At 68.0% G+C, this 26,285-nt stretch carries 20 protein-coding genes; 7 read left to right on the top strand and 13 right to left on the bottom strand.

What is annotated here, in order from left to right:
• Positions 1 to 3: 3 nt before the first annotated feature.
• Positions 4 to 2,385: a hypothetical protein gene (locus tag OHA70_RS05055; RefSeq protein WP_328329054.1), complete on the bottom strand. Its 2,382-nt coding sequence runs from the start codon at positions 2,383 to 2,385 to the stop codon at positions 4 to 6.
• 102 nt (positions 2,386 to 2,487) lie between these two features.
• On the opposite strand from OHA70_RS05055, the gene OHA70_RS05050 reads away from it, so the two are divergent.
• Entirely contained in the window at positions 2,488 to 3,372 is an 885-nt protein-coding gene (locus tag OHA70_RS05050) for a Gfo/Idh/MocA family protein (protein WP_328329052.1), read from the top strand.
• On the opposite strand, the gene OHA70_RS05045 is transcribed toward OHA70_RS05050, so the two are convergent.
• Both OHA70_RS05045 and OHA70_RS05040 read right to left on the bottom strand, forming a co-directional pair.
• Positions 3,356 to 5,620: an outer membrane protein assembly factor BamB family protein gene (locus OHA70_RS05045; protein ID WP_328329050.1), complete on the bottom strand. Its 2,265-nt coding sequence runs from the start codon at positions 5,618 to 5,620 to the stop codon at positions 3,356 to 3,358. The genes OHA70_RS05050 and OHA70_RS05045 overlap by 17 nt on opposite strands.
• Positions 5,621 to 5,690: 70 nt before the next feature.
• Entirely contained in the window at positions 5,691 to 6,005 is a 315-nt protein-coding gene (locus tag OHA70_RS05040) for an ArsR/SmtB family transcription factor (protein ID WP_328329048.1), read from the bottom strand.
• A 91-nt stretch (positions 6,006 to 6,096) separates the two neighbouring features.
• Between OHA70_RS05040 and OHA70_RS05035 the strand changes: the two genes are divergently transcribed.
• A complete protein-coding gene (locus OHA70_RS05035) occupies positions 6,097 to 7,287 on the top strand; it encodes an MFS transporter (protein WP_328329046.1) in 1,191 nt (396 codons plus the stop codon).
• Here the strand turns inward: OHA70_RS05035 and OHA70_RS05030 are convergent.
• From OHA70_RS05030 to OHA70_RS05005, 6 genes are all read right to left on the bottom strand, one after another.
• A complete protein-coding gene (locus OHA70_RS05030) occupies positions 7,284 to 8,150 on the bottom strand; it encodes an RNA polymerase sigma-70 factor (protein ID WP_328329044.1) in 867 nt (288 codons plus the stop codon). The two genes, OHA70_RS05035 and OHA70_RS05030, sit on opposite strands and share 4 nt — an antisense overlap.
• A 16-nt stretch (positions 8,151 to 8,166) precedes the next feature.
• Complete coding sequence (locus OHA70_RS05025) at positions 8,167 to 10,176, bottom strand: HelD family protein (protein ID WP_328329042.1); 2,010 nt, start codon at positions 10,174 to 10,176, stop codon at positions 8,167 to 8,169.
• Positions 10,177 to 10,223: 47 nt separating this feature from the next.
• Positions 10,224 to 11,021 (bottom strand): phosphatase PAP2 family protein, encoded by a 798-nt coding sequence (locus tag OHA70_RS05020; protein WP_328329040.1) that lies wholly within the window; start codon positions 11,019 to 11,021, stop codon positions 10,224 to 10,226.
• A gap of 168 nt (positions 11,022 to 11,189) precedes the next feature.
• Entirely contained in the window at positions 11,190 to 12,077 is an 888-nt protein-coding gene (locus OHA70_RS05015) for a carbohydrate ABC transporter permease (protein ID WP_328329038.1), read from the bottom strand.
• Positions 12,074 to 13,015: an ABC transporter permease subunit gene (locus OHA70_RS05010; protein WP_328329036.1), complete on the bottom strand. Its 942-nt coding sequence runs from the start codon at positions 13,013 to 13,015 to the stop codon at positions 12,074 to 12,076. Before OHA70_RS05010 ends, OHA70_RS05015 begins: the two co-directional genes overlap by 4 nt.
• The gene (locus tag OHA70_RS05005) at positions 13,016 to 14,638 is read right to left on the bottom strand and encodes an extracellular solute-binding protein (RefSeq protein WP_328329034.1); all 1,623 of its coding nucleotides are present in this window, start codon (positions 14,636 to 14,638) and stop codon (positions 13,016 to 13,018) included.
• 59 nt (positions 14,639 to 14,697) lie between these two features.
• Here OHA70_RS05005 and OHA70_RS05000 point away from each other — a divergent pair, with 59 nt between their 5' ends.
• The 4 genes from OHA70_RS05000 to OHA70_RS04985 are packed head-to-tail and all read left to right on the top strand — an operon-like array spanning position 14,698 to position 17,820.
• On the top strand, positions 14,698 to 15,780 hold the full coding sequence (locus tag OHA70_RS05000) for a sialidase family protein (protein ID WP_328329032.1): 1,083 nt from the start codon (positions 14,698 to 14,700) through the stop codon (positions 15,778 to 15,780).
• A gap of 12 nt (positions 15,781 to 15,792) precedes the next feature.
• Positions 15,793 to 16,725, top strand: coding sequence for a dihydrodipicolinate synthase family protein (locus OHA70_RS04995; RefSeq protein WP_328329030.1), 933 nt, complete (start codon positions 15,793 to 15,795; stop codon positions 16,723 to 16,725).
• Between the two features lie 4 nt (positions 16,726 to 16,729).
• Positions 16,730 to 17,401, top strand: coding sequence for a FadR/GntR family transcriptional regulator (locus OHA70_RS04990; protein WP_328329028.1), 672 nt, complete (start codon positions 16,730 to 16,732; stop codon positions 17,399 to 17,401).
• Positions 17,398 to 17,820 carry a hypothetical protein gene (locus OHA70_RS04985; RefSeq protein ID WP_328329026.1) on the top strand — a complete coding sequence of 141 codons (423 nt, stop codon included), beginning with the start codon at positions 17,398 to 17,400 and terminating at the stop codon, positions 17,818 to 17,820. The genes OHA70_RS04990 and OHA70_RS04985 overlap by 4 nt, the downstream gene beginning before the upstream one ends.
• A 434-nt stretch (positions 17,821 to 18,254) precedes the next feature.
• Here the strand turns inward: OHA70_RS04985 and OHA70_RS04980 are convergent, their stop codons facing one another.
• Positions 18,255 to 19,895 carry a DNA repair helicase XPB gene (locus OHA70_RS04980; protein ID WP_328329024.1) on the bottom strand — a complete coding sequence of 547 codons (1,641 nt, stop codon included), beginning with the start codon at positions 19,893 to 19,895 and terminating at the stop codon, positions 18,255 to 18,257.
• A gap of 80 nt (positions 19,896 to 19,975) precedes the next feature.
• Entirely contained in the window at positions 19,976 to 20,599 is a 624-nt protein-coding gene (locus OHA70_RS04975) for a carbonic anhydrase family protein (protein ID WP_328329022.1), read from the bottom strand.
• A 73-nt stretch (positions 20,600 to 20,672) separates the two neighbouring features.
• On the opposite strand from OHA70_RS04975, the gene pepN reads away from it, so the two are divergent.
• Positions 20,673 to 23,105 carry an aminopeptidase N gene (gene pepN / locus OHA70_RS04970; RefSeq protein ID WP_328329020.1) on the top strand — a complete coding sequence of 811 codons (2,433 nt, stop codon included), beginning with the start codon at positions 20,673 to 20,675 and terminating at the stop codon, positions 23,103 to 23,105.
• Positions 23,106 to 23,126: 21 nt separating this feature from the next.
• On the opposite strand, the gene OHA70_RS04965 is transcribed toward pepN, so the two are convergent.
• Positions 23,127 to 25,415, bottom strand: a complete 2,289-nt coding sequence (locus OHA70_RS04965; protein WP_328329018.1) for a helicase C-terminal domain-containing protein — start codon at positions 25,413 to 25,415, stop codon at positions 23,127 to 23,129.
• 58 nt (positions 25,416 to 25,473) lie between these two features.
• On the bottom strand, positions 25,474 to 26,271 hold the full coding sequence (locus tag OHA70_RS04960) for a GNAT family N-acetyltransferase (RefSeq protein ID WP_328329016.1): 798 nt from the start codon (positions 26,269 to 26,271) through the stop codon (positions 25,474 to 25,476).
• Positions 26,272 to 26,285: the final 14 nt, after the last annotated feature.

Raw genomic sequence — 26,285 nt, 5'->3', positions numbered from 1 at the left:
TGGTCAGTTCAAGGCGAAGAGGCGGGTGCCGTCGCTGAAGATGGGGCGGCCGGCGGCTACGGTGACGGCCGGTTTGTTGCAGGTGACGTTCTTGGTTTCGGCTACTGAGGCTGCGGTCGGGCCGGGGACCAGTGGGCGCGGCTGGATGCCGGTGGTGCCGACCATGACGGGGGAGCAGCTGCCGTCGGATTGGGGCATCAGGGTGACCACCCGGCCGTCCGGGAGCAGGCCGAAGCCGTCCCGGGGGAACTCGGGCTGCTGCAGCTTCGGTGGTACCGCCAGCAGGTGGTGCCACTGCGGTGTGCCGTCCGACGGGTTCAGGGCGGACACGTCGTACGTCTGGTCCTCGCCGTTCTCGGTGCTCGTCCGGCAGGTCACCAGCACGATCGAGTTGTGGGTTGCCGCGAGCTGCGCGTCGCAGGACGACCGCCCGAGCCGCGGCCTCGGCGTACCGGGCACTGAGTCGGTCCACAGGATGTGGCCCGAGCCGACATCCACTGACCACTGGTACAGGGTGCCGCCGGCCGCGCCGGTCCAGACGAGCCCGGAGACCTCACGGGTGTCCGGTACTGCGACCAGCTCCCCGATCCACGTCGACGGGTCCAGCTCGGCGCTCAGCTCGAACCGGATGCCCAGGTTGACCTCCCAGTGCTGGTCCCCATCCATGAGGTCCAGGCCGCGCACCACCGCGCCGTTGCCACCACAGGCGTCCACCACGACGGCCTGGTCGGCCAGCAGCACGCCCTGCGTGACAGCGCACTTCAGCCGCGCTCGCCAGTGGGTCGGGCTGCTCACGCCATGCGCCACGACATCCGTACCTTCGGCGACCAGCAGTTGATTGGCGTCGACTGCGAGCGCCGTACCGTCCGTGTGAACCTCAGTGAGCACCTTGCCGCTCACTGCATCCAGTACTGCGTACGTCGGCAGCTCGATCCCTCGCGGAGCGTTCCCGTCGTCGTACGGCAGATGCGCTGCGATCGTCCGGCCATCACTGGAGACCAGTAGCCCGTCGGAGCCGTTGGAGGCGGCGTCATCGACATCAGCTCGCGTGTACCGCCACCGGGTCTGGCCAGTGGTCGCGTCGGACATCACCACGCCGTCCGACCGCAACTCGGCCACCCCACCCGCAGTACCGGCGATAGCGCCCGTCGCGGGCACCTCCCGGCTCCAGGCGACTCCACCGTCGAGCTGCACGGGCAGTGTTGCGGGTGCCTCGTCAGTAGTCGTGCTCACCGTGTTGGCCGTCTCGAGCCGGGCCTGGACGAACGGCTCGCCAGCCGACACCACGATCCAGGCCAGCAGCGCCGCGCACACCACGGTCACGCCGAGACCCAGCCCCCGGGGCGGAGACAGCGCGTACGGCGGTGCCAGCCGTAGCCGCCGTGCCAGCCCCAGTAGCGCCCCCGCGAGCAGCAAGGCGACGGAGGCCAGGACGAGGTACGGCCAGCGCTCACTCATGGCCGCGCCCGGCTTGGCCGAGGGCCACTGCCACCAGCAGACCCCGATGGAGATCAGGCCGACGACGGCGAACACCAGTGCGGGGATCGTGACCAGTCGAGGCTGCGCCCGGCGGAACCACGCGCACGCTAGACCGGCCGCGACCGCAGTACCGGCGATCGGTGCCCAGACCGGGAAGCCATTGGCGTCGTCCGGACCGGCAGGCCAGCGTGCGGCCGCTCCCAGTCCGCGGCCGAGTAGTACAGAGGCTGCGATGACCACACCGAGCGCTGCGCCCAGGTAGATCATCGGGATCAGCCCAGCGATCGGGCGGGCCGCTTTCGGGCCCCACTGCTTCAGTTCGCGCCGGAGGTTCTCCCGGGCCGCCTGCTCCCAGTGCTGGCGGCCGTGCTCGGTCGCGTACAGGGAGGTCTCGGACAGGCCGTCCAGGAACTTCATCCGGCCCCGGGCGAAGTCGCGGTCCGCGACATGCGCGTACTCCGCGCGGATGCCGACCGCGTACTCGTCGTACCGGGCGGCGGACATGCTCAGCACGCGCAGGTCCGCGTCGCACAGGACGGAGCCGTTCGCGTCACCCGGCTCGCTGTCGTGCTTGGCGGTCAGCCGGATCAGCCGGCCGATCTCGGCCACCCTGGCCGCCTCGACGCCGTACGCCGACAGTTCGAGCTCGGCGAGCTGGGCGGAGACCTCTTCGTTCTCACCCGGTTCGGCCTGCGGGTCGTAGATCGCGTCGTGGAACCAGGCGGCCAGCCGGACCGCGTCGACGTCGGCCGCGACAGCGGCGAGCTCGTCGATGGTCTCGAGCATCTCGGTCAGGTGCCGCTGGTCGTGATAGTGCCGATGTTGCTCTGCGTAACGGGCCAGCAGATCATCGCCCAACGGCTGCGCGTGCGGCAGCAGGCGATTCCACTGGTCGCGCAGGTCCATGGCCGTGAGTCTCGCACCCGGTGACGGCCTCCTCCGACCGATCCGGGGCTCCCGGTTAGGGTCGTGGCCAAAGCGATATCGGCTCGTCACAAGGAGGACACCATGCGCTTCGGTTTGGTCGGAACCGGCCCTTGGGCCCATTTGACCCAAGGCCCGGGTCTGCAGGCCGCCGAAGACGTCGAACTGGTGGGTGTCTGGGGCCGGAACGAGGACAAAGCGAACGTATTGGCCACAGATCTAAAGGTCGCGGCCTATACCGATTACGCTGAGTTACTCGCCGACGTGGATGCGCTGGCGTTCGCGGTACCTCCGAACGTGCAGGCGTCGATGGCGCTGGACGCGGCGGCGGTCGGCAAGCATCTGCTGCTCGACAAGCCCGTCGCCGATTCGCTGGACGATGCCCGGGCGCTGGCGGACGAGGTGGCCAACGAGGGGATCGCCTCAGTGGTCTTCTTCACGGGCCGGTTTCAGCCGGAGACCCGGGCGTTCTTCGATCAGATCCAGGCGACCGGCGGCTGGAAGGGCGGTTGGTCCCGGATGCTGGCCTCGCTCGACGCGCCGGGCAATCCCTTCGGTGGGTCGGCCTGGCGGAGGGAGCAGCGGGGTGCGCTCTGGGACGTCGGGCCGCACGCCCTGTCCAACCTGATCGGGCTGCTCGGTCCGATCGCCGACCTGCGCGCAGTGGGTGGCGAAGGCGACCTGGTCCACCTCGTCCTCACCCACGAGTCGGGCGCGACGAGCACCGCGAGCATGACGCTGTCGGCGCCGCCGGAGGGCATCAGCTTCGAGACCGGTATCTGGGGAGAGACCGGTACTGCGATCCTGCCGCGCCCCGAGACGGAAGCCGTCGACGCCTTCGCTCTGGCTGCCACCGAGCTGGTAGCCGCAGCGGAGTCAGGCGATACCCACCCGGTCGACATCACGTTCGGAACCCGGGTAGTAGAACTTCTTTCTTCTGCGGAAGCTCAGCTCAGTGCAGGGCGATGACGCCGGCCGGGCCTGAGGTCAGGACCAGGTTGCCGATGGCCACCGGGTCGCGGCTGCAGGAGATCCCGGTCGGCAGTGCGACCCGGCGGAAGCCGGTGCTGTCGATGACATTGGCCGCACACCCTCCCGAGCTGCTGCCTCCCAGCGACACGACCCGCCCGTCCGCAGTCACCGCCACCCGGCTCCGAGGATCCACCGGCGCAGTGGTCTGCCAAGCGGTCTGGCCAGTCGTCGCATCGATCGCAGTGACCACCGTCTTGGTGTTCTGCTGACTCTCCGGTCCCGGGCAGTCCACGACGATCAGGAGCCGCCCCGCGGACTTCAGCAGCGTCCGGCACGCCCAGTTCGCCGGTACCGGCCACCGCCACTTCGTCTGGCCGGTACGCGGTTCGATCGCCACCAACGCGACCGGTACGTCCGAATCGCCGCCCGGCTCCGCCACCACGACCGCCCCGCCGACCACGACCGGCCGCCGGTACATGTCGCTCGGCGCCTTGCTCCAGAGCTTCTTGCCGCTCTTCAGGTCGAGGCCGGCCACCTCGTCGGCCTGCCGCCCGCAGCTGTGCCCGAGGAACGCGACGACGGTGTCCGAAGTCGCCACGGCTCCGATGTTGGTGCAGCGGCCGGGCTCGAAGGTCCACCGGCTGTCGCCGTCCGGGTCGACCCCGCGCAGCTTGTCCGAGCCGCGGGAGACCTGCTCGCCCGTCAGCAGCGGATCGGCCTGCTGGATGCTGTGATCGCGCGTACTCCCCGGCCAGGCGGCCTTGCGCTTGCCGGTGTTCGCATCGAGCAGCAGGTAGCCGATGTCGGCGAACTCGGCCAGCACGTACTCGCCGTTGCCGGTAGCCACGATGTCCGGCTTCTCGTCCGAGTCGGACCGGCTGTAGCGCCACCGCAGTTCCCCGGTGGCCGCGTCCAGCATCTCCACCACACCGCTCTGCCGAGGTACGGCGATCCCGTACTTGGTCCCGACGGCCTCCTCGGCGCCAGCGTTGGTCAACGCCCGACTGACCCAGGTGACTCCACCGTCGAGCAGCGACTCAGGCATCTGCCCGGCCGGACCACGTGGGCCCTCCGACCGCTCGTTGGAGCCCAGCACGTACCCCTTGGCCAGCGGCTGCACGACCAGCAGGAGAAGTAGCGCGATCACCCCCGGTACTGCGAGCCACGAGAGCTGCTGGCCGAGATTCCGGGTCGGTAGGAATCGTGCGTTCCTGGTCCGGAGCAGGGAGGCGACCAAGGCCGCAGTACCGGCTACGAGGAGCAGTAGGAGAGCAGAGATGACCAGAGGGACCCGGAGGCCGATACCGACCGCAGGGTTCGTGACTGGGACCTGTGCCCAGGCAATCAAGAGTCCGGTGACCGCGACAGCCACCACGGCGCCTGCGATCAGCCTTGCGCGTTGACTCGCGCTGCGGGCCGTACGGAAGAGCAGTGGTGCGCAGAAGAGTGAGAACACGGCTAGAGCGACCGGTGGCCAACCAGCCTCGGGCTCTACTGCCGGCACCTGCCAAGGAGCTCCTGCCGCGGCGATCGAGGCAACGGTCGCCGCTATGGCCGCGAAGGTCGCAGTAGCCGCCAGTGCCGCCTGCTGCCAACCACGCCAGGGCGCTGGCAATTCGCTGTCGAGCCCGGCGAGCTCTGCCTCCAGGTTGGCGCGAGCGTGCGCACCCATCCGCTGTCGAGCCAGCTGACTCCGGTAGAGATGCCCGTCGAGCAGGACCCGTACTTCGTCGTACCGGCGTCCGATGGCGGCTGTGCGGTCACCCGCGTCCCGGCGTACCTCGGAGGCGTGGGCCGCGTACCGGGCGGGAGCTGTCGCCATGATGCCGTTGACTGCATCGAGCAGGACGTCGCCGTTCGCGTCGCGCCGGGGCGGTGCATAGGAGTCGGTCGGTGGAGTCGCCAGGTCACCGGTGAGCCGGACCAGCCGGGCCACCTCGGCGACGCGGATCGGATCCACCCCATAGGTGGGCAACGTCTGCTCGACCAACCGGGCCGACGACTCCGCGTCCTCGGCGGACCCGCCGCCGGGCTGGTGCACGGCCCGATGGAACCAGGCCGCGAGCCGGACCGAGGTCGGATCGGTGCTCAGCTGGATCAGTGAGTCGAGGGCGTCCAGGACGGCTTCGAGGTACTGGTCGCGGTAGGCGCGCCGGTTCCGCTCGACGTAGCGCGCGACGAGGTCGTCCGCCAGCGGCGCAGAGCCGGGCAGTAGCTCGCTCCACCGTTCACGCAGGACCACCACCGCCACAGTCTGCCAGTCCGATCACAACGGTGACCGCTCGATCGGCACACCTCTGCCTTGCGGTTGCGGATCAGCGGCGTGCGGCGAGCACTCCGGTGAGCAGGCCGGGGTAGAGCGCCTCCAGGTCCTCGCGCCTCAGCTTGCTGATCCGGCGGGTGCCCTCGGTGTGTGTGGACAGCACGCCCGCCTCGCGCAGAATGCGCAGGTGATGCGCCCGGGTCGACGCCGTCACCGGCAGCTCGATCTCGCCGCAGGCGATGCCCTCCGGGACATCCGCCAGGGCCTGGATGATCTGCAGCCGGACGGGCTCGCCCAGTGCCTGCAGGACATCCTCGACGCGAATCTCCTCGCGGTCGGGCTGCGGCAGGTTTTTCGAGGTGCTCATGGGTCCATAGTACGACGGCGGTCGAACTTCGACGGTAATCGTAGTACGATGAACGTCGAACAAGCGCCTGAGTCTTCTGGAAGGTTGTTTCATGTCCGCACGGATCTACCTGCTGGCCGCCGGAGCCTTCGCCGTCGGCACCAGCGCGTACGTCGTGTCCGGTGTGCTGCCCGCGGTCAGCTCCGAGCTGCACGTCTCGCTGACCGCCGCCGGCCAGCTCGCCACCGCGTTCGCCCTCTCGTACGCCGTCGGCGCGCCGCTGCTGTCGACCCTGACAGGCCGCTGGGAGCGCCGCACGCTGCTGATCGCCGCGCTGCTGCTGGCCGCGCTCGGTAACGGGATCGCGGCGATCGCGACCAACTACCCGATCCTGATCGTGGGCCGGATCGTGGCCGCCTTCGGCGCTGCCGCGTACACGCCCGCGGCGACGCTGTTCGCGACCAAGTTCCTGCCGCCGGAGGAGCGGGGACGAGCGGTCGCCGTGGTGTTCGGCGGCTTGACCTTCGCGCTCGTGCTCGGCGTACCGGCGGGTAGTTTGCTCGGTGACAGCCTCGGCTATCGCGGAGTGTTCGCGCTGATCGCGGCCGTCTGTCTGGTGGTCACGCTGGCTGTACGGTCCGCGCTCCCGACTGTCGAGGCGCCCGAGGCCGTGAGCCTGCGTGAGCGCTTCGCCGGCCTGACCGACCGCCGCGTGCAGACCGTGCTGGTGATGACTGTGCTCGCCGTACTGGCCACCATGAGCGTCTTCATCTACGTAGTGCCGCTGCTGGCCGAGACTGCCCACCTCAAGGGCGGCACTGTCAGCATCCTCCTTCTCGTGTACGGCGTTGGCGCAGTAGTGGGCAACCTGGTCGGTGGTCGCGCCACTGACCGCTTCGGCAGCCTGCGGACTCTGACCGTGACCCTCACAGGCTTTACCGCCGTCATCGCCACCCTGACCCTGACGGCCACCACCGTGGCCGGTGCGGCTGTCGCACTGTTCGTGTGGAGCCTGTTCACCTGGGCGTTCAACCCGCCGATCCAGAACCTGCTCCTGGAGATGGGCGAAGGCGGCGGGCTGCTCCTGGCCATGAACGCGTCCGCCATCTACCTGGGCGCGGGCCTGGCGGCAGCGGTCGGCGGTGTGGTGATCAAGCTTGTCGGAGTCCAGCTGCTGCCGCCCATCGCCGCAGTACTCGGCTTGGTCGTCATCGGCCTCCTCGTGACGCTCCGGCGCAACCCTGCGCTGCAGCGGGTCGAGCACCTGGACGAGGAAGACGCGTACGCGACCGAAGCGGCCTAGTACAGGCCAGCCAGCTTCTCGGGGTTGAGCATCCACTGGACCTGGTCGATCCCGTCGGCCGAGGCGCTGATGCTGACCACCACGAAGACCTCGCCGTCGCGGGAGGCCACAGCGGACCAGCCGCTGTTGGTCTCCGCGAAGGTGAGGTCCGAGCCGGTCCAGAAGGTGCCCGCGAAGGCGACCGTGACCTTCGCGATGACGTCGCCGCCGACCAGCTGCACCTTGGTGGCGCGGACAATGCCGCCGCCGTCGGAGTAGCTCACGGCGTCGGCGGCGAGCAGCTCCACCAGCGTCTCGAGGTCGCCTTTCTGAGCCGCGGCCATGAAGGCGGCCAGCAGCTTGCGCTGCTCGTCCTTGACGACCGGCTCCCGCCGCTCCTCGGCGAGCCGCTTGCGGGACCGGCTGACCAGCTGCCGCACGTTCGCCTCGGAAAGCTGGACGATGTCCGCGATCTGGTCGTACGGGTAGTCGAACGCCTCGCGCAGGATGTACGCCGCCCGCTGGGTCGGGGACAGCTTCTCCAGCAGCACGAGCATGGCCAGCTCGAGAGCCTCACCCCGCTCGGCGCCCAGAGTCGGGTCGGCGCTGGTGTCGACCGGCTCGGGCAGCCACGGCCCGACGTACGTCTCCCGCCGGGCCCGGGCCGACTGGCTCGCGTTGATGGCCAGCCGGGTCGTCGTGGTGGCGAGGAACGCGGCCGGCTCCCGGACCGTACTGCGGTCGTAGGCCTGCCACTTGAGCCACACGTCCTGGACCAGATCCTCGGCCTCGTGCACGCTGCCGAGCATCCGGTAGGCGATGCCGAACAAGCGCGGCCGCACCCTACCGAAGTCGACAGCGGCCTCGTCCAGGTCAGTAGTCACGCCACCCAGCCTACGATCAGCCCTGCAAGACCTCGGGGAGGTCCTCGCTGTGCAGCACCGCGAGTGAGGTGACCGCACGCGTCAGGCAGACGTAGAGCCGGCGCAACCCGGTCCGCTCGTCAGCCTCGCCGGCGACGATCCCAGCCGGCTCGACCAGCACCACGTGGTCGAACTCGAGGCCCTTGGCCAGCCCGGCCGGTACGACGTCCACGTGCGCCTCGACGTCGTCCGCGTCGCCCAGTACTGCGTAACTCAGCCCCTTGCCCTCCAGAGTCTTCCGGGCCGCCGGGACCAGCGCGTCGGGCACGATCAGCCCGATCGAGCCCGGCCGGTCCATCACGCGACTGACCGTGTCGACGGCGGCGGCCATGCTGTCGGGTACGCGCGTGATGTCCAGCTCACCGCGGGACCGTCGTACTGCGATAGGCGGGGTGAGGTGAGGGGCGATCTGCGGGAGGAGGCGGGCGGCGTACTCGATCACCTGGCCCGGTACCCGGAAGCCAGCCGTCAGCTCCTCGGTGTGGGCGCCGCTCTTGCCCAGGTGCCCGAGTGCCTCGTCCCAGGAGGGTGTGGCCCACGGTGTCGTGCCCTGGGCGATGTCGCCGAGCACCGTCATCGAGCCGGTAGAGCACCGGCGCCCCACCGCTCGGAGCTGCATCGCCGACAGGTCCTGCGCCTCGTCCAGCACTACGTGTCCCAGGCTGGGCGTCCGGTCGACCAAGTCAGCGATCTCGTCGATAAGGGTGGCATCGGCGACGGACCACTTGGCGGCTCCGGCGGACCGGGGCGGCTTCTCCCAGAGCAGTAGCGCTTGCTCCTCCTCAGTGAGGACGCCTGCCGCGTGCTCGGCGAGTAGCTCCGCGTCGGTGAACAGCTGGAACAGCAGCTTGGCCGGGTCGATCGCTGGCCAGAGCGCATCGGCGTACTGCTTCACTGGGCGGCTGCGGGCCACGGAGTCCTGCACGCGGTCGTCGGGGGAGTCCCCGGCCGCTTCCATCCGCAGGAGGACGGCATGTGCGAGCCGCTGCGGCAGCATGGCCCGGCCGGCGCCGTACCGGATACCGCGGGTGCGCAGCTCGTTGACGAGCTCCTCAGCCTGGTACGCCGCTACACGCCATCGGTGGGATCCCCTAGGGACTACTAGGGGTTCCTTGGGCAGCTGGACCTGGGACCAGACCGCCCGATGCAGTACTTCGGCCAGCCGCGCGTCCCCCTTGAGCACGTCCAGCGCTGCCGGACCGGGCCCGGCGACCTTCACCCGGGCGACCATCTCCTCGACCGTGGTCTGCTTCGCCTCGATCTCGCCCAGCGCCGGGAGTACGTCGCCGATGTACCGCAGGAAGCTCGCGTTCGGGCCGACCACCAGCACCCCGGACCGGCTGAGCTGGTCGCGGTACGCATAGAGCAGGTACGCCGCCCGGTGCAGCCCCACCGCCGTTTTACCGGTACCAGGCGCCCCCTGCACGCAGATGGTCTCCTCGACGCCGGCTCGGACGATGACGTCCTGCTCGGGCTGGATGGTGGCGACGATGTCGCGCATCGGGCCGGAGCGGGGCCGCTCGATTTCCGCGTCCAGGATGTTGCTGTGTTGCTCAGGAGCGGCCGAGCTGGTCAGGTCCTCGTCTTCGAAGGCGGTCATCTCGCCGTGCGTGAAACCGAACCGGCGGCGGATCCCGACGCCCATCGGCTCGGTCTTGCTGGCCCGGTAGAACGGCACCGAGATGTCGGCCCGCCAGTCCACCACCAGCGGTTCGCCGGCCTCGTCGTTGACGTGCCGGCGGCCGATGTGGAAGGTCTCCTCGAGCGGCTCGAGGTAGTCGAGGCGGCCGAAGAACAGCGGTACGTCGGGGTCGTCCTCGAGCTCCTTCATCCGCCGCCAGATCGCGGCCTTCAGGAACTCGGTGTTGACCGGGTCAGCGCTGGCGATCTCCAGCGATCCGGTCTTCTCGCGCATCACCGCGAGCGCGGCGCGCGACGTACTGAGATAGGTCTTCTCGGCGTGGAGGATCGGGTCGTCAGGGGGCATGACAGGACCTCCGCAAGTGCGGTCGAGGGCAGGGAAGCCCCGTCACGTTACTTGAGAGCGAGCTCCCCAGCATCTGATTTAACCGTCAGCGGCTTGTCGGCGTGCAAGCCGGGCCGGAGCAGCAGCGGGAGGGTGACGCCCAGCAGGATCAGCGCGACGATGCCGTCGAGCCAGTAGTGGTTCGCTGTCATGACCACCACGGCGAAGGTGATGATCGGGTGCAGCAGCCACAGCCAGCGCCACTTGCTCCGGGTGATCAGGATCATCGACAGCGCGATCAGGGCCGCCCAGCCGACGTGCAGGCTCGGCATCGCGGCGAACTGGTTCGCCACCCCGCCGGAGGCGTCGGGGCCGTACACCGACTGGCCGTACAGCAGGCCGGTGTCGACGAAGCCCGGCATCATCCGCGGCGGTGCGAGCGGGAACAGGATGTGGCCGACCAGGGCCAGCCCGGTCAGCGCGACGATCGTCCAGCGCACGTTGGAGTAGGCCTTGGGGCGCCAGATGCTCAGCCAGATCAGCACCGCGCCGGTGAGTGGCGCGTGAACTGAGGCGTAGTACAGGTTTGCTCCCTCGACCAGATGAGGGACCTGCAGGGCCGCGTGCTGCAACGTTGCCTCATTGGGCAGATGCAGCCAGTTCTGCCACGCCAGCACTTCACGAGCGTGGCCGCGGGCCGAGCCGGTGTGCTTGCCGGCGAACTGCCGGCCGGCCGTGTAGATCCCGAACATGGTGGCCAGCAGGACTGCTTCCCGCACCACCCGCCACACGACCGGCGCTGCCCCCGATGGGGCGCGCCCCCGCTCACCAGCCAGTTCCACCTGCTCCAGTGCGTGTATCCCCATACCCCTCGACGGTACCGGTCAAAGCCTCCGGAATGGCCCAGGCTGAACCCTGATGTTGCCCTGGGCAACCCCCGAGACACTCTTCGTGACCGTCCCGTCACCCCCAATCCGCCGTTGTCTGCCTTCTATTACGCAACCCGGCAGACAACCGGTCCATTCCTTTTCCGGTCAGCCCTTCACGGCGCCGGTCAGCACGCCCTTGGCGAAGTGCCGCTGGAGGAACGGGTAGACGACCAGGATCGGCACGATCGAGACCACCAGGATGGCCATCTGGATCGAGGCCTGGGGTGGCAGCCGCTCGGTGCCCAGCTCGGCGCTGCCCAGTTGGGCGTCGTTGATGACGTACGTCCTCAAGACCAGTTGCAGGGGCCACAGCTTGCTGTCGTTCAGATACAGCAGGGCGGAGAAGAACGCGTTCCAGTAGCTCACCGCGTAGAACAGGCCGATCACCGAGAGCACCGCCTTCGACAGCGGCAGCACGATGTACCCGAACGTCTTCAGCTCGCCTGCGCCGTCGATCCGGGCGCTCTCGGTGAGCTCGCCCGGCAGGTTCGCGAAGAACGCGCGCAGCACGACCACGTTGAACGCGCTCACCATCGTCGGCACGATCAGCGCCCAGAGGCTGTCCAGCAGCCCGGCCCCCTTCACCACCAGGTACGTCGGGATGATGCCGGGCGAGAAGAGCATGCTGAACAGCACGACGAGCAGGATCGGCCGTCCGGCGGTGAAGCCCGGCCGGGCCAGCGAGTACGCCAGCAGGGCGGAGACCGTGAGGCTGAGCGCCGTACCGATCACTGTGACGAAGACGCTCACGAACAGCGCCTGCGTGACCACGCCACCCGCGAACAGCGACCGGTACGCCCCGAAGTCCACCGAATGCGGGAACAGCACCAGCCCGCCGGACTCGGTGACCTGCTTGTTCGGCGCGATGCTGGTCGAGATCACCGCCACGAACGGCACGATCACCGCCGCGCAGAAGACCAGCAGCACCAGCCCCTTGAAGCCCCGCATCGGCCAGGACGGCAGCTCCACACCGTTGACGATCCGCCGGCTCATCTGCTGTACACCCCTTGCTCGCCGAAGATGTGGGCGACCTTGTTGGCCGCGAGGACGAGGACGACGCCGACGAGGCCCTTCACCAGCCCGACCGCCGCGGCCACGCCCCAGGCGCCGCCGATCACGCCGTTGTTGTAGACGTAGGTGTCCAGTACTTCGCTGACGTCGCGCCCCACCGCGGCCTGCTGCAGGATGATCTGCTCGAAGCCGACCGTCAGTGAGTCGCCCAGCCGCAGGATGAAGAGCAAGATGATGATCCCGCGCAGCCCGGGCATGGTGACGTGCCAGAGCTGCTTCAGCCGGCTCGCGCCGTCCACGCTCGCTGCCTCGTAGAGCTGCGAGTCGATCTGGGAGAGCGCCGCCAGGAAGAGAATCGTCGCCCAGCCGGTGTCCTTCCAGATGATTTGTGAGGTCAGCAGGACCTGGAAGAGTTCGGAGTTGCCGATGATGTCGAGCGTCGCCAGGTCGTGGGACCGCAGGTAGTTGTTGAGCAGGCCGCTGCCGCCCAGCATCTGCTGGAACAGGGCGACGACGATCACCCAGGACATGAAGTGCGGCAAGTACAGGATGCTCTGCGCGATCCGCTTGATCCGCTCGGAGAACAAGGAGTTCAGCAGCAGAGCGAGCATGATGGGCGCCGGGAACACGAAGACCGATTGCAGGCTGGTCAGGATCAGGGTGTTCTTCAGGGCCTGGAGGAACGCTGGGTCGCCGGTGAAGATGACCGAGAAGTTCTGCCAGCCGGCCCAGTCACTGCCGCCGATGCCGAGGAACGGCTGGTAGTCCTTGAAAGCGATCACGTTGCCGAGCAATGGAACGTAGTGGAAGGCAACGATCAACGCCGTACCGGGCAAGGCGAACAGCAACAGCACTCGGTCACGGAGCAGCCGTCTACCGAGTGACAGCTGCTGAGCTGCGGGTTTTGTTGCCTTCAGCATCTACCGGCCAGCCGCGTCGCTGAAGGCCTGCTCGAGCTCGGACCGCATCGCGTCGCCGCCCGAGGACTTCCAGGTGCTGACGGCGGCGGTCCAGTCCGACACCGGCTTGCTGCCCTGCACGATCTGGTTCTCGAGATCGGTCAGCGTCTTCGCGAGCTGCGTCTGCTTCTTCGACTGGGTGTCGGAGTAGAGCCCGTACGACGCGTCGAAGGTGAGCTTCGGCGCGACCTTCTCCTGGATCGCGTGCTGCTTCTGCGGTACGTCCGGTTTGCCCGACCAGTAGAGAGCCAACGCGGAGTCGCTGATGTACTGCAGGCCGATCCCGGTCTCCACGACGCCGATCTTGGTCGGTACCGGGTCGGTGCCGACCAACGCGTAGTGGCGACCCTCGACGCCGTACTTGCGGAACAGGTACTCCTCGGTGCCGAACGGCGCGGCCATCCAGTTCGCGACCTTCAGCAACGTATCGACGGAGTGCTTGCTGTTCTTGCTGAAGGCGGTGACGTTGTTGAGCGCCGATCCCATCCAGGGCGCGCCTTCGCCGCCGTCGAAGCCGGGGACGTCGAGCATGTTCACCGAGAACGCGTCGCCGGCCGTGTTGTCGGCGTAGTACTGGTTCCAGGCGACGAAGCTGTCGTAGTCGAACGCGGCGACCCCGCCGTTGAACCACTGCTTGCGCGCGGTCGCCTTGTCGTTGAACGCGTCCGGGTTGACCACTCCGGCGGCGACCATCTTGCGACCGGCCTCCAGCGCCTCCGCTTGGGCCTCGTGCTCGTACATTGACGTGAACTTGCCGCCGTCCTCTTGCCAGACGTTCGGCACGCCGAGCATCTGCCGGATCGTCGACAACGGCACCCGGGTCCAGGCCCACTTGTTCTGCTTGGCCGCGGTCAGCTCCTTGGCCAGGTCGAAGAACTCCTGGAAGTTCTTCGGCGCCGGATCCTTGATGCCCTTGGCTGCGAGCAGGTCCGCCCGGTACAGCGGCAGCGAGGTGCGCGACATCCCGCGCGGTACCGGTACGCCGTAGATGCCACCGTTGAAGACGCAGCCCTTCCAGTACTCCGTGGGGATGTTCGCCAGGAACGGGTACTTCTTCACGGCGTCGCCGGACAGTTGCTCGGTCAGGTCCATGCACTTGGCCTTCACCAGGCCGGGGATCTGCACGGTGTCGACCGGGATGTTGAGGATGTCGGGCAGGTCGCCACCGGCGATCCGGGTGGCGAACTTGTCCTTGTACTCGTCGTTGGACGCCATGCTGATCTGCAGCTCCGAGCCGAGCCGCTCGTTGAGCGCCTGCCAGAACTGGTTCTTGTCCAGCGCCGGCGGGATCGCGCCGGGGATGTTGGTCAGAAAGGTGATCGGCTTGCCGTCACCCGGTTTGTCGGCGATCGCCTTGAGCGGGTCGGCCGGGTACTTGAGGAAGCCGTCGAGCACCAGGTCGGTGCCGGGCAGGTCGGGCTTGACGCCGGTGAACCTGCTGTAGGTGGGCAGTTTGACCGCGAGATTGGCGGCCGCCTGGTTCTTCTTGTCGGCCGCGCAGCCGCTGATCAGCGGGGTGCCGGTGACCGCGACCGCCGCTGCGGCCAGGCCGCCACCGAGGAACGTACGTCTGCTGAGCTGCATGAGGCCTCACTTCAGGGGAGCGATTGTGGCTGCGGCCTCACAGTGACATAGTACGTCCTATGTCTTCAAGAGTCGGCGATCCTTCAATCGTCTTCGACCCGGTGGACGGCCGCTATCACACGTACCGGATACCGGCTGTCATCGCTGCTGGGGAGGCGTTGCTGGCGTTTTGTGAGGGGCGGCTGGACTCGTCGGCGGATGCGGGTGAGATTGAGGTCGTCCTACGTCGGTCGCTCGATGGTGGTCTGACGTGGTCGCCGGTGCAGGTGGTTTCGGCGGCTGCGGGGAAGACCTGTGGGAATCCGGTGCCGGTGGTCGACCCGGCGAGTGGCGACGTTGTGCTGGTCACCTGCCAGAACGGGGCCGACGCGATTGAGATCTCGGTTGCCCGGGGCATCGATGCTGAGAACGGGCGCCGGGTGTTCGTGCAGCGCAGTGGTGATGATGGCTTGACGTGGAGCGAGCCGGTCGAGATCACGGCGGAGGTGAAGGCCGCGGATTGGGGTTGGTACGCGACTGGGCCGTGTCATGGGATCGCGCTGGCCGGCGGGCGGATCGTAGTACCGGCTAATCATTCCTTTGTGCCGGCGGACTTCGATGGGCTGGGGGCGGCTGAGGCCGTGCGGCTCAATGGCGGGCATTGCATCTTTAGTGATGACGGTGGGGTGTCGTGGTCGTGTGGGTTCGTCGATCGGAACGACGGCGGCGAGATCAACGCGAACGAGACGGCTGTGGTGGAGCTTGCTGATGGGCGGCTTTACTTCAACGCGCGCAACCATCGCGGGACCGGGGCGGCGCGGGTGCATGCGTGGTCGTCGGACGGCGGGCTGACGCTTGATTCGCCGTACGAGGGGATTGCCGGGGTCACGGCGCCGGGGATCCAGGGGAGCGTGCTGCGCGTCGGCGATCGGCTGCTGATGTCGACGCCGGTGGATCCGTCCGTGCGGCGGGAGTTGACCGTCTTCATCAGTGACGACTCGGGGGTGAGCTGGCGGCCGGGGGTGGTCGTTCATCCGGGGATGTCCGGGTATTCCGATCTCGTCGCGCTGCCTGGCGGGCGGGCCGGGATCTTCTACGAGGCGGGGGAGACGTCGTCCTTCGCCACTTTGCGGTTTGCCAGCTTCGATCCGTCCACACTCTGACAGGGGATCTCAGTGAACAGTTCCGCCCAGAAGCTCGCCGGCGTCGTGCCGCCGCTCGTCACTCCGCTCAACGACTCGTACGACGTCGATACGGCGTCGCTCGCCTCACTGGTCGCGCATCAGTTGAACGGCGGAGTGCGGGGAGTGTTCGTACTCGGGACGTCGGGGGAGGGGACGTTCCTGACCGACGAGCAGAGGCAGACTGTGATGGAGACGGTCGTCTCGGAGGTCGCTGGTCAGGTACCGGTACTGGCTGGAGCGATCGATACGTCGACGGCGCGCGCGGGTGAGCATGTATCGGCGGCGCTGAAGGCCGGGGTGGACGGGATTGTTGCCACGGCCCCCTTTTATGCGGCGACGCATCCGGCGGAGATCTCGCGGCACTTCGTTCGGTTGGCGTCCGTTGCCGGGTCCACGCCGCTTTATGCGTATGACATCCCGTCTCGTCTCGCTGGGACGAAACTGCCGGCTGCGTTGCTGATCGAGCTCGGTCGGCAGGGGGTAATCGCTGGGGTGAAGGACTCTAGTGGGCAGGAGACGAGTCTGCGCCGGCTCGTGCTGGATCGGGCTGGGCTGGATTTCGTGGTGATGACTGGGTCGGAGCTGACGGTCGACTCGGCGCTTGCGTTCGGGGTCGACGGCGTCGTACCGGGGCTGGGCAATGTGGATCCGGCTGGGTACGTACGGATCTTCGATGCCGTCGCCGCTGGGGATGCTGGGTCGGCGCGACGGGAGCAGGACCGGCTGTTCCGGTTGTTCGAGATCGTCGAGGTGGCGGATCGGAGCCGGATGGGGTTGAGCTCGGCAGCGCTCGGTGCATTCAAGGCGGCGCTGTTCTTGCTCGGGGTGATCGCGTGCCCGCTGACGGCGTACCCGTCGATCCCGCTGGACGAGGACGAGATCGCGCGGGTCGGCGAGCTGCTGGAGCGGGCCGGGTTACGGTGAGTCCGTGAACCAGTCCTTCATCCGCGACCAGATGAAGTCGTTCATCCTCGAACGCGGCCTCAAGGCGGGCGACCCGCTGCCCAACGAGCAGGACCTGATGGTGCAGCTCGGCGTCGGCCGGCACCCACTCCGCGAGGCGATGAAGGCCCTGCAGGCGGTCGGCATCATCGAGATCCGCCACGGCCACGGCACGTACGTCGGCCAGGTGACCCTGCAGTCGCTGGAGGACGGCCTGGCCTTCCGCATGTCCCAGTCGATGGCCGGCGACCTCCGCGACGTACGCAACGTCCTAGAGGTACGGCAGGCCCTAGAGGTCGGCCTCGCCTCGGAAGTCGTCACCCACTTCTCCACCACCGGCGTCTCGCACTTGGAGGCACTGGTCTCCGCGATGGAGTCCAAGGCGGCACTAGGCGAGTACTTCCCCACCGAGGACTGGGCCTTCCACGAAGCTCTCTACAAACCCTTGGGCAATGCCCTGATCCTCGACCTCCTGAGCGTCTTCTGGCGCACCTTCGCCGACGTAGACACCCGCCTCCCCGGCCCCCGCTACACCCCCGTCGACGCAGCCTCCTGGCACCGCTCCCTCCTCACCACCCTCAAATCCGGCAACCCCACCAACTTCGCCGCCTCAATGAAAGCCCACTTCGTAGGCATCAACACCAGACTCGGCGAATGACCCTCCTAGGCATCCTCCTGGCAGCCCGCCCAGGCACCTCCTCGGTCACCCGCTCAGTCGACATCATGCGCGAAGCCGGCTGCACCCAGATCCTCGTTGTACAAGAAGTCACCCTCTCCGCCTCCGTCCGCGCCGGCCTCACCTGGGCCCTAGCCCAAGAGGCCGACCTGGCCCTGCTCCACATGGCCAACAAACCAGACATCACCACCCCGGTACTACGCCGAGTGCTCGCCGCAGCCGGTACAGGCCCCACCGCCCTAGCCCGAGCAGCCCTGGCCGACCGCGCCACCCACCCCGTAGTACTAGGCCGCGATCACTGGCAACCCGCCCACGACGCAGCCCACGGCAACCGCTCCGCGGGCCCTTACCTCAAACGAGTCCCCTGCCCACTCATCCCCTGCGACGACCTCGTCCCCTGATCGCGGCACCGTCCCAGAGCAGCGGGCACTTGCGGAGGCTTTTACCCCCGTACGAGCCCAAAATCCACCCCGCCTCCGGCGAAAGTCCTCCCCAGACGCCGCGAGTCCCTTGATCAGGAACGCCTCCCAGCTCTCTCCGCCGGTCACCACCATCAGTCGTCGACCAGCAACTGCTCCAGGTCGACGACTCGCTTCGCCCTCCACACCTTGTCGGCGAGGCTGACGAGTAGGTCTTCCAACTCGACCTCTGGGGCTATCCAGTTGTCGTGGGTGGCAGCGCCGAAGAGGACTGCATCGCGGTCGAAGTACAGGCTTGGGTACGTCGTGGTCAGCCAGTCTTGGTGGGGCCGTTCTCGGCGACCAACAACTCCGCCGCTGCGGGAGGTAGCTCCGGCAGCGGCGGGTCGGTCAACGCGTTGTGTAGGAAGCGGAACTCAGGCGAAGAGGTTTTCGGCGTCGACGATTGTGTAGGCGTAGCCCTGTTCTGCCAGGAAGCGTTGGCGGTGGGCGGCGAACTCGGCGTCGACCGTGTCTCGGGCGACGATGGAGTAGAAGCGGGCTGTGCGACCGTCGCCCTTGGGGCGGAGGACTCGGCCTAGGCGTTGGGCTTCTTCCTGGCGGGAGCCGAAGGTGCCGGAGACCTGGACTGCTACCGAGGCTTCGGGGAGGTCGATGGAGAAGTTGGCTACCTTGCTGACTACCAGGCGGTCGATTTCTCCGGTACGGAATGCCTGGAAGAGGCGTTGGCGTTCCTTGACCGTGGTTTCGCCTTTGATGACAGGGCATTCAAGGCGTTCGCCCAGTTCGTCCAGCTGGTCGATGTATTGGCCGATCACCAGCATGGGCTCGCCCTTGTGGTGTTCGGCTATGCGGCGGACCAGGCGGGACTTGGCTGGCGTTGAGGCGGCTAGGCGGTAGCGGTCCTCGGGTTCGGCGGTGGCGTAGACGAAGCGCTCGGTTTGCTCTAGGTCCACTCGTACTTCTACGCAGTCCGCGGGGGCGATCCAGCCCTGCGCCTCGATGTCCTTCCACGGAGCGTCGTAGCGCTTGGGGCCGATCAGGGAGAAGACGTCGCCTTCGCGGCCGTCCTCGCGGACCAGGGTTGCGGTCAGGCCGATGCGGCGGCGGGTCTGCAGGTCAGCCGTCATCCGGAAGATCGGGGCCGGCAGCAGGTGCACCTCGTCGTACACGATCAGGCCCCAGTCGCGGGCGTCGAGCAGCTCCAGGTGGGTGTAGACGCCCTTCCGCCGGGTCGTCATCACCTGGTACGTCGCGATCGTCACCGGGCGGACCTCTTTGCGCGCACCGGAGTACTCGCCGATCTCGTCCTCGGTCAGGGTGGTCCGCTTGAGCAGCTCGTCCTTCCACTGCCGTGCGGAGACCGTGTTGGTCACCAGGATCAGCGTGGTTGCCGACGCCTGCGCCATCGCGGCCGCGCCGACGATCGTCTTGCCGGCGCCACAGGGCAGTACGACCACCCCGGAGCCGCCGTGCCAGAACGCGTCGGTCGCCTGCTGCTGGTACGGACGGAGGTCCCACCCATCTTTGACCAGGTCAATCTTGTGCGCCTCGCCGTCGACGTACCCGGCGAGGTCCTCGGCCGGCCAGCCGATCTTCAGCAGCGTCTGCTTCAGGTGGCCGCGTTCGGACGGGTGCACCGCGACGGTGTCGTCGTCGATCCGCTCGCCGATCATCGGCTTGATCTTGGCGGAGCGCAGCACCTCCTCCAGTACCGGCCGGTCGGTCGTGACGAGGACCAGCCCGTGCTGCGGGTGCTTCTCCAGCCTCAGCCGCCCGTACCGGTCCAGCGTCTCCGCGATGTCGACCAGGAGCGAGTGGGGGACCGGGTACCGGCTGTAGCGCAGCAGTACGTCGATCACCTGCTCGGCGTCGTGTCCGGCCGCCCGGGCGTTCCACAGGCCCAGCGGCGTCAACCGGTAGGTGTGCACGTGCTCAGGCGCCCGCTCCAGCTCAGCGAAGGGAGCGATCGCCTTCCGGCAGTCGGTCGCCTCCGGATGGGCGGTCTCCAGCAACAACGTCTTGTCGGACTGAACAATCAACGGCCCGTCAGTCACTACAGCTTCTCCCGTCACCAGCTTCAGGCAGAACACCCCACCCGACCCTCCATTGTGCCTCGTGGTGGCAAATGGCCCGATCAGGTGCTCTGGTCGCGGTAGCAGACCGTCCGGCCGTTCAGTGGCTGCATCATCCGGCTGTCGCCGGCCGGGAAGCGGAGCCGGAGGTTGTGCAGCGACGCCGCATGGATGGAGCGGTGACTCTTGAGGATCAGCCAGGACACCGGCTCGCTGTACGGCGGGGTGGTCAGGGACCCCTCGTACCGGAAGGTCGACAGGTCATCCGGCAGCGCGGTCGCCAGGGCGGTCTGTGGGATGTACACGTCCGGCCCACCCTCGTCCGGCACCGTGGCGAGCACCTGGTCCTGCATGGCCCCACCCTTCCCTCCCGGCGTGAGGAACAGCCCGACGACGAGCGCCTCCCCGCTTGGCCCGCTGTGCACGAAGTGCTGCTCCAACGGGAACTGCCGGCCGTCCAGCCGGTGCTCGGAGAAGGTGTGGAAGTGGAAGTTGACCAGGTCGTACCGCACCGCACCGAGCATCACCCAGGCAGCGCCTGCCGGGATCGGGGCGAGTACTGTCCGGCCGCTGCCTTCGTACCGGAGTGACAGGTCGAGCACGGACGGGTAGTGGACCCGCAGCGCGGGAAGGCCCGGGCTGCTCACCGCATGGATGCTGTGGATATTGATCGGGCTCTGCGGCACGGCTGAAAGGTAGTCGATCCAAGGGCCGGGCAAATCGGTGTCGTCCGAATCCGGTTCGTGGGAAGGTGCGGAGATGGCCGTTCTGAGTCTCACGCGCGCCGAAGCCGAGGAACGCGCCCGGCTACTGACCATCGAGCGGTACGACGTCGCCGTCGACCTCACCGACCTGGCGACCGGCACCCGCGTCGTGACCCGGTCGACCATCGCGTTCACCTGCCATGAGCCGGGTGCGTCGACGTTCGCCGACTGCGTCGCGGAGATCGAGAGTGCCACCCTCAACGGTGTAGCGCTGCCGGCCGCCACTGACGGCCGGATCCTGCTGACGGATCTCGCGGAGGAGAACCTGCTCGACGTGGTGACCGTGGTTGCCGACAGCGCCGCGGCCGAGGGTCTCCGCAAGACTGTCGACCCCGCGGACGGCCGCGTCTACTTCTGGACCGACTTCGCGCCGGACCTCACCCGGTACGTGTGGGCCTGTTTCGACCAGCCCGACCTCAAGGCCCCGTACGCCTTCACGGTCACCGCGCCGGCCGACTGGCTCGTCCTGAGCAACGCCGGCGACCCTGAGATCGAGCCGGTCGACGGCGGGCGCCGCTGGACCTTCCCGCCGACCCCGCCACTGTCGACGTACAACCTGGTGATCAACGCCGGCCCGTACTACGAGTTGCGTCGCGAAGGCGCCGGCCATGACCTCGGGCTGTTCGCGCGGCAGTCGCTCGCGCCGATCCTGGACCGTGACGCCGACGAGCTCTTCACCCTCACTACCCAGGGGCACGAGTTCTTCGCCAAGGTCTTCGGGATGCCGTTCCCGCAGCGTAAGTACGACCAAGTCTTCGCTCCGGAGTATGCCGGTGCGATGGAGAACTACGGCTGCATCACCTGGATGGACTGGTTCCTGCGCCGCAGTACGCCGACGCGCGCGGAGTGGGACCTCTTCTCGCGGTACCTGCTGCATGAGCTGGCGCACATGTGGTTCGGCAACATCGTCACGATGCGCTGGTGGGACGATCTGTGGCTCAACGAGGCGTTCGCCGAGTTCGCGAGCAACTGGGCCGCGGTCAGTGCCACCTCGTACTCCGATGCGTGGGCCGCCCACCTGGCCGGTGAGAAACTCAAGGCCTACCTGGTCGACCAGGGTCCGACCACCCACCCGATCCGTCAGCCCGTCCACGACGTAGCCGAAGGCGCCGCCACCTTCGACGCCATCACCTACCCCAAAGGCGCCTCGGTCCTCCAACAGCTGATGACGTACGTCGGCGAGGACCCCTTCTCCCGAGGCCTGACCAAGTACTTCGCCAAGCACGCCTGGTCCAACGCCACCCTGGAAGACCTGATCGCCGCCATAGCCGGCGAGACAGACCGCGACCTACAGCGCTGGAGCGCAGCCTGGCTAGACGAGGCTGGCACCGACCGCCTCACGCTGGAGCACGACGAGGCCGGCTGGACATTGGTTGCCGAAGGCCCCAACGGCGAGCCCCGCCCACAGGTCCTAGCCGTAGGCGCCTACCAGCGCGGGGTGGCCGCGCTGGAGCGCGTGGCGCTCGTCGATGTCGACGTGACTGGACCGCGGACTCGGATTGAGTTGCCTGACGGGGCTGACTTCTACCTGGTCAACGATGGTGATCTGACGTTCGCGTCGACGCGGCCCGACCCGAAGACCCGGGACAGCTTCTTTGGGGATGCTGCTGGGTTGCCTACTCCGTTGTCGCGGGCGGTCGCGGTTGCTACTGCTTGGGACATGTTGATTACGGGGGAGGCGACTACGGCCGAGGTGGTGCGGTGTTTGGTCGGAGTACTGGCTGTGGAGACTTCTGAGTCGCTGATCGAGCCGCATCTCAATCGGGCGGTCGACGCAGCGTTGCTCTGGAGTCCGGAGCTGAGCCGGGACGAGCTGGCTGCTGAGGTGGCTGCTAGTTGTCGTGCGCTTGCTGATGGTGGGCGTGTGCGCAAGGTTGCGCTGCGTGGGTTCGCCAAGGCTGTCGCCGATCTGGACGGCGTTGCGTGGCTTCAGCGCGAGGCCGGTGATGACCTCGATCTGCAGTGGCGAGCGCTGATTCGCAAGGCTCAGCTTGGGGCCGACACCAGCGCCGAGGTGCAGGCTTTACGAGCCAGAGACCAAGATCCGGAAGCCTGGGTCAGCGAGCTCACCGTCCGCGCCGCAGTGCCCGACGCCGCCGAGAAGGAGGCGGTTTGGCAGCGGCTGGTGAACGAGCAGGATGTTCCGATCGGCTCGGTCCACCAAGTGACGGCGGCCTTCTGGAGCCCGGGTCAGGACGAGCTGCTGAAGCCGTTCACTGCAAGGTTCCTGAAGCTCGTCCCCGAGTTCAGCAAGTGGGGCGTGATGCCCGCGACCACCTACACCCGGACCCTCATCCCACTCTTCGGGGTCGACGCCGACTTCGCCGAGAAGATCCAGGTGCTCGCCGCGGACGCCGAGCCGGTAGTCCGCGCCAACCTGCTGGAGAGGACCGACCTACTGACCCGCATGCTCCGAGCCCGAGGCTGACCTAACCCTCGACCGGCCTAGCTACTTGTCGACCGGCCGGGCTGTCGCGATCCGGTGCAGCGCGTACGTTCGTGGCTGATCCGCGTCTTCGTCGTACGCCGTGAGCCAGCCGTCCGCGACCCGCACCGGCTCGACGATGCGCTCAGCCGGCGTCCCGTTGTGGTCGACGTATGAGATCCACGTGCGCGTATGCGCCTCGGCCGCCTCGCTGAGCACGCTGATCGTCTCGGCGGGAGCGGTCGTGTCCCCCGACGTGTGCTCCGCCGGACGCTCGGCCGCGACCCGATCACCCGAGCGGACCTTCTCGATGACCGCCTTGATCTGGTCCTCGCCAAGGTCGATCGTGTTGTCGGCAAAGTCCCGGCTCGTACGCCGACGTGGTGGCTCACCCCGACGATGCCCAGCCGTGGTCACATGCACAACCCCATCAAACGTCTCACCAAGCGGAGCAAGCCCCGCATCGCGCAGCCGAGCCAACACCAGGTCAGGCGGCGACGGCGACACCACCACAGTCGGCGCAAGCCGCCGGAAGCGAATGCCCGGCAAGTTGGCGCTCAGCAGTCCAGTCAGCACGTTCTCGTCATCACACCGCAGGTACGTCGAGGCCGCGCCGATCCGCAGTACGCCATGCCGCCGTGCAACGTCATCGATCAAATAGGTCAACGGCTGCGGAACAGGAGTCCGCGAGTGCTCCGCCAACCACTTGTGCAGCTGATCACTGGTCTTCCCGAGGTCGAAGGCCCGCCGTATCGAGCTCTCGCTGAAGCGATACACCCCACCGCCGCCATGCGACTCCATGTCAGCCATGGCAGCCAATTCGTCCTGTACTTCGCGCACGAGCGGCCCAGGCGCGACAGCAGTCAGATCAGCCTGCAGCAGCACCTCAGAGACCGGCTCCGGCACCAGCGGCTGGATAGCAGCCGCCAGCTCATCAGTAGTCGGCTCATCCTTCAGCAGCACGGCAGAGTGCGACGCAAGCGTGCCGAGCCCGGTCAGCCCGAGCAGTGCCGCCTCGGTGATGGTCCACTCGACCAGGTCATCGCGGAACTGCCCACCACGCCGCGGCCGGTGCCAAGCGACCCAGGTGACGACGGACTCGATGGCCGGCGCAATACCTTCCGCAGCCTGAGACAGCGCCTGCAGTGTGAGCTGCCGGATCTCAGGAGCCAGCAGGCGCTCCAGGTCGGGTGCCAGTGCGTTCACGAGTCGCTCGCGTGCAGCAGCAGTCGCGCCGCCGCTGTCCCGTCGACCGATGAGTCCGATCGCCCGCAGCCCGGTGAACCAGGCGTGGACCAGTACTGCCCAGCGGTGGGCGGTGTCGAGCTCCAGCCAGTCGTCGTACGCGCCAGTGGGCAACCACATCTCGCTGTTGCCGACCTCGACGGCTGCGACCAGCCCAGCGGAGTACGCGATCTCGAGGACGGCTCCGGCGGCCTGCTCTTCGGCACCGATCTTGGTGGCGAGGGTACGGAGTTCGCGCACGCCGATGCCGCCGGTGCGTAGTACGGGCGGTGGCTCTGTGCCTAGCTGCTCTAGCGTGCGGTCCACCTGGCGTACGAGGTCCAGTGCGGCTCCGGCGGCGGCACGGTCGGCTATAGCGTTCGATACCGGCTTGCCGTCGAGCGGGGGAGGCGTGGGTCGGGTGGAGGCCAGCACGCGGCCACCACGCAGGTGCAGGCCGATCTGCCGGGGCAGCACGACAGTAGTCGCGTCCTTCGGTACTACGAGGCCGCGCGCGAGCAACTGCTCGATCGGGGAGCGGGCAGAGGCGATCGTCACCGGGCGCTCGGCCTTCTCGACCGTACCGGTGGGCGGACCCCAGGTGAGCTTGTCGAGCACCTCACGCGCTTCCGGGCCGGCGTCCTCGATCAGCTGGTCGAGATCGCCGAAGTGCCGGGTCGTGAGCGGCCCGAGCCCGGCAGGTGTCGGCCCGAGGAGCTCGTGCACGGCCCTGATCGGACGCAGGTCGTCCTCGGTACCCCAGACCAGCGCGAGCGCCAGCAACTCGGTCACCCGCGGCTGAACCACCTCGATGGGCTGGTCGACGCCCTTGGCCAGTGCCTCGACGTCTACCGGCTCGGTGAGAGCGGACAGCGCCTCCAGCAGGTCGACGCTGAACTCGTCGAGCCTGTTGATCGCGCGAGCCGCGGAGGCGTTGGTGGTGGCACGGGCGGCCAGCTGGCCCGTGTCGGCCGGAATCGGTGTCGCCAGGTCAGGCCGGTGCCGGAGCAACTGCCCGAGGGCAAGGTCGTCCCAGCCGCGCAGTGCCTCGGCGAGGGTACGGGGGCGGGTCCGCTCGGTATTGCTCATCCCTCCAACGGTATGCCCATTACCCCAACCCCAACGATTCCCGCCTCAACTCTTGTCGTTATTCAGCGGGTTCGGCGGCACCGGCGTGGCCGATCCGGCGGAAGCCGACGCGCTCGTAGACCGCGGCGACCGCGTCGTCCTCGGCGGAGAGCAGGACGAGATCGACCCCGTTGGCGAAGGCGTGCTCGACCAGGCAGCTGGTGACCGCGGCGCCCAGACCCTGGCGGCGCATGGCCGGCAGAGTGGCCACGCCGACGATTTCGGTGGTGTCGCCGACGGGTTGGTGGACGCCACTGGCGACGATGCCTTGGTCGCCGGAGGCACCGGCGGTGATCGAGTAGCCTGCCTTGGCCCGTTCGACCAGGGCTGCGAGCTTGTCGTCGGCGATGGCGGCGGCGGTCGCGTCACGCTCCGCGGGGCCGCCTTCGGCGATCGCAGTACCGGGGGTTCCGAAGGCCGTGTCGGCGACTGCGCGGGCTTGGCGCAGTACGTCGGGGGAGGCGGGGAGGATCTGGCAGTCGAGAGCCGTGGTGGCGGGCTTGAAGTCGGCCCGCTCGAGCACGAGCAGCGGGTACTCGTGCACCTCCAGCCCAGCCTCGGCAGCGGCCGGCCCGAGCGAGGGGCAGGTCTCGACGACCCACTCCAGGCTCAGTGGCAGCTTGAGTTCCTCGCATCGAGCCCGGAGCTCTGAGAGGTCGGCGGCGGTCACCGTCGCACCTGACCCCGGTACCGGGCGGGCGTAGTACGGCCAGATCGTGGTCGACCGGAACAAGGTGAACGGCCCCACGTCCAGCGCCTCAGCACCGGACAACGGAACCGCGTGCAGGTACTCGTCGACTCTCGAGAGGTAAGTCATCACCGCGCAGTGAA

Source organism: Kribbella sp. NBC_00382, from assembly GCF_036067295.1.
In the GTDB taxonomy this organism is placed as follows: domain Bacteria; phylum Actinomycetota; class Actinomycetes; order Propionibacteriales; family Kribbellaceae; genus Kribbella.
The sequence above is the reverse complement of the archived record's forward strand: the minus strand, read 5'-3'. Positions and strand labels throughout refer to the sequence as shown.